Genomic DNA, 3,730 nt, shown 5'->3' on the forward strand with positions numbered 1-3,730 from the left:
AATCCTGCAGCTAGTTTAGGGGATTTAACTAAAGCATATACGCTAATTCAAGCACTATCAGATGAACATTGGAAAGCAATAAAAAGCACCGAAATCAAAAACATAATTACTGCTTGTGCAGGTTTATACTTAGAGGCGGCTGCAACTACTCAAGAAGCAAGCCCTGGCAGCAGTCTGAAGTTAAAAATTGAAGCCATTAATCGTTCTGCAGTTCCCATTCGTCTAGTGAGTATTACCACTTTGCCAATGCAAAAAACAACAATGATCACTAAAGTATTGGAAAACAACCGTGCCGAAAACACGATTATCGATCTTACACTGCCTGAAACTATTTCTTATACGCAACCGTATTGGTTGGAAGATAGAGGAACGGTAGGGATGTACACAGTAAAAGATCAACAAAAGATTGGTATTCCCGACATTATCCGAGAAGCAAAAGTCGTTTTTACTATTGAAATAAACGGAATTTCAATTCCGTTAGAACGCAACATTATTTACAAGTACAATGACAATGTAAAAGGTGAAATGTACAACTATTTAGATATTGTCCCAGAAGTAACAACAGGAATAATCAACAAAGTAGCTTTTTTTACTACAAGAAGTACCAAGTCAGTTGGTGTTAAGGTAAAAGCAGGAAGCGATACTGTTTCTGGATTTTTAAAACTAGATTTACCTGCAACTTGGTCCGTTTCTCCTGCTTCAATTCCGTTTAGTTTTGAAAAGAAAGGCATGGAGAAAACAGTTTATTTTGAAGTTTCACCGCCAAAATCAAGTTCGGAAGTAATCGCAAAATCAATTGCTACCGTTGCTAATAAATCGTTCAACAAAGATCAAATGGTTATTGAATATCCACATATTACCAAGCAACAAGTTCTAAAATCTGCGGAAGCAAAATTTATAAAATTAGATTTAAAAGTGAACTCAAAACGCATTGGCTACATTATGGGAGCTGGTGATGAAGTTCCCGAGAGCTTAACGCAAATGGGCTACTCAGTGACCTTATTAAATCCGGAGGAAATAACGGCGGAAAAATTACAGGGATTGGATGTCATCATTACAGGTATCCGTGCATACAATGTCGTACCTGCTATGGAGGCAAAACGACAAATACTTTTTGATTTTATCAAAGAAGGAAAAACGATGATCGTGCAGTACAACACGCCCGAAGGTGCTAGTACTGCCAATATCGCACCGTATCCGCTCACTATTTCAAGAGACCGAGTTACGGAGGAAAATGCTGAAGTTCGGTTTTTAGCACCAAAACATCCCGTTTTAAATTATCCGAATAAAATCACCTCAAAAGATTTTGAAGGTTGGACACAAGAGCAAGGATTGTATTACCCTAATGTGTTTGATCCTGCCTTTACTCCTATTCTATCATCCAATGACACAGGAGAAAGTCCTAAAAATGGTGCGCTATTAGTAGCTCCTTACGGAAAAGGATTTTATGTTTACACTGGATTAAGTTTTTTCAGAGAACTACCCGAAGGTGTATCGGGAGCCTACCGCTTACTTTCAAACATGATTTCCCTTCAAAAAAAGGAACAAGACAGTAATCAAAATATAAAACCATAAATTAGGCCCATGGAAACTAAAAAAACTAGAATTTGGAAAAAGAACTACACCTTAGTTCTCGTGGCAAATGCCATTTATATATTGATATTTTGCTTAATTATGAAATTATACTCTTAAACTATGCAGCTATTTGATTGGATTGTACTTATCGTTACATTACTTTTTATTGTAGGGTATGGTTCTTGGAAAACCAAGGGAAGTAAAAATGTAGAAGATTTTATTTTAGGAAACAACGAAACGCCATGGTACACTGTTGGTTTATCTGTAATGGCAACTCAGGCCAGTGCCATTACTTTTTTATCTACGCCAGGGCAAGCGTATCATGATGGAATGGGCTTTGTCCAGTTTTATTTTGGACTTCCAATTGCTATGATCGTAATTTCGTTAACCTTCATTCCTATTTATCATAAATACAAAGTTTATACTGCGTATGAGTACTTAGAAAAAAGATTTGACTTAAAAACGAGATCGCTCGCTGCCTTCCTTTTCTTATTCCAAAGGGGTTTAGGAACGGGACTGACCATTTATGCTCCCGCTATTATTTTGTCTGCTATTTTAGGGTGGAATCTTACCTACATGAATATCGCTATTGGTGTCCTCGTAATATTTTATACTTTTTCGGGCGGAACCAAAGCCGTAAACGTGACTCAAAAACAACAAATGTTTGTCATCATGTCCGGAATGTTGATTACCTTTTTCCTCATTTTGCATTTCTTACCTAATGACATGACTTTTAGCAATGCTCTTCATATCGCTGGTGCCAATGATAAAATGAATATTGTAAATTTCTCTACTGATCCCGAGGAGAAATATACTTTTTGGAGTGGTATCACTGGTGGTTTTTTCTTAGCCTTAGCTTATTTTGGAACCGATCAATCACAAGTAGGTCGATACCTATCAGGAAAATCAGTTCGAGAAAGCCAAATGGGTTTGATCATGAATGGTTTGCTTAAAGTTCCGATGCAATTCTTTATTTTGCTTACTGGAGTAATGGTATTTGTCTTTTTTCAATTTAATCCAGTTCCGTTAAATTTCAATCCAAATAACAAGGTAACTATTGAAAAATCAGCCTATAAAGAGGAGTATCATGTTTTAGAGAAAAAACTTGATGCTTTATCCGAAGACAAAAAAGTAATCAACTTACTGTATATCGACCAACTAAATCAAGATTACGATAATCCTATTTTGCGTAAGGAATTAGTAGCCTTATCTACTAAAGAAAAAGAGCTGCGAGACCGAGCAAAGGAAATCATTTTAAAAGCCGATAGTAGCAGCGAAACTAACGATAAGGACTATGTATTCTTTCACTTTATTCTCAATTATTTGCCCAAAGGACTGATTGGTTTACTACTCGCTGTTATTATGTCAGCAGCTATGTCGTCAACTGCTTCAGGACTAAATGCCTTGGCCTCGACCACTGCAATAGATATTTATAAACGGAATTTAAAAACTGTAAAATCAGACAAGCATTACCTTAACGCAACTAAATTCTTCACCCTGTTTTGGGGAATCATTGCAATTTTATTTGCCTGCGTGGGTACCTTATTTGAAAATTTGATTCAGTTAGTAAATATAATAGGGTCCATTTTTTACGGTACAGTATTGGGTATATTTTTAGTTGGATTTTATATTAAATATGTAAAAGCCAAAGCTATATTTTACAGCGCATTGGTTAGTCAAATTACCATTTTTATCATTTACTATTATGCTATTTATATTTATCCTAGTGGTCAAGAAAAACTAGGCTATTTATGGCTGAATTTTATAGGTGCAATGCTTACCGTCGTTTTATCTTCGTTTCTACAATGGACTATTTTTAGAACTAAAAATTCAGAAGCATAATATAAAACCAAAAAAAACCAGCTATTACAGCTGGTTTTTTCTATTTATAATGGATTAGATCTTTTATTTATCCTTCGTAAAAGGGATTTTTTGACCATCACTAATTATCATTTCTAGAGCAGTTTTATCTTCATTAAATTGAAATTTAACTCCAGCTCTTTTTGATTCAAACAAGTCTTTCCCTGCTACTTCAAGATTGAATTTAGGATAACCTGAAATCTCAGCGCTTAACACATTATTTTTTTCGGTAAACGTAATTTTCATCGGTGCTTTGGCTGTGCTAAACACGCCTAAATAACCATCTAAAATAACA

At 35.3% G+C, this 3,730-nt stretch carries 1 protein-coding gene and 2 pseudogenes; 2 read left to right on the forward strand and 1 reads right to left on the reverse strand.

All coding sequences use genetic code 11. The features are described 5' to 3' along the window. Both P8M54_RS11365 and P8M54_RS11370 read left to right on the forward strand, forming a co-directional pair. Positions 1-1,575 (forward strand): annotated as a pseudogene (locus P8M54_RS11365) (LmbE family protein); the annotation flags it as partial. Between the two features lie 120 nt (positions 1,576-1,695). Continuing rightward, positions 1,696-3,417, forward strand: a complete 1,722-nt coding sequence (locus P8M54_RS11370; RefSeq protein WP_300287980.1) for a sodium:solute symporter — start codon at positions 1,696-1,698, stop codon at positions 3,415-3,417. Positions 3,418-3,480: 63 nt separating this feature from the next. On the opposite strand, the pseudogene P8M54_RS11375 reads toward P8M54_RS11370, so the two are convergent. After that, positions 3,481-3,730, reverse strand: a pseudogene (locus P8M54_RS11375) (M1 family peptidase); the annotation flags it as partial.

Source organism: Flavobacterium sp. (genome assembly GCF_029242675.1).
GTDB lineage: Bacteria > Bacteroidota > Bacteroidia > Flavobacteriales > Flavobacteriaceae > Flavobacterium.

Excerpts from the sequence above, each read along its gene's own strand:
- P8M54_RS11370 (WP_300287980.1), top strand. The coding sequence starts at position 1,696 with ATGCAGCTATTTGATTGGATTGTACTTATCGTTACATTACTTTTTATT.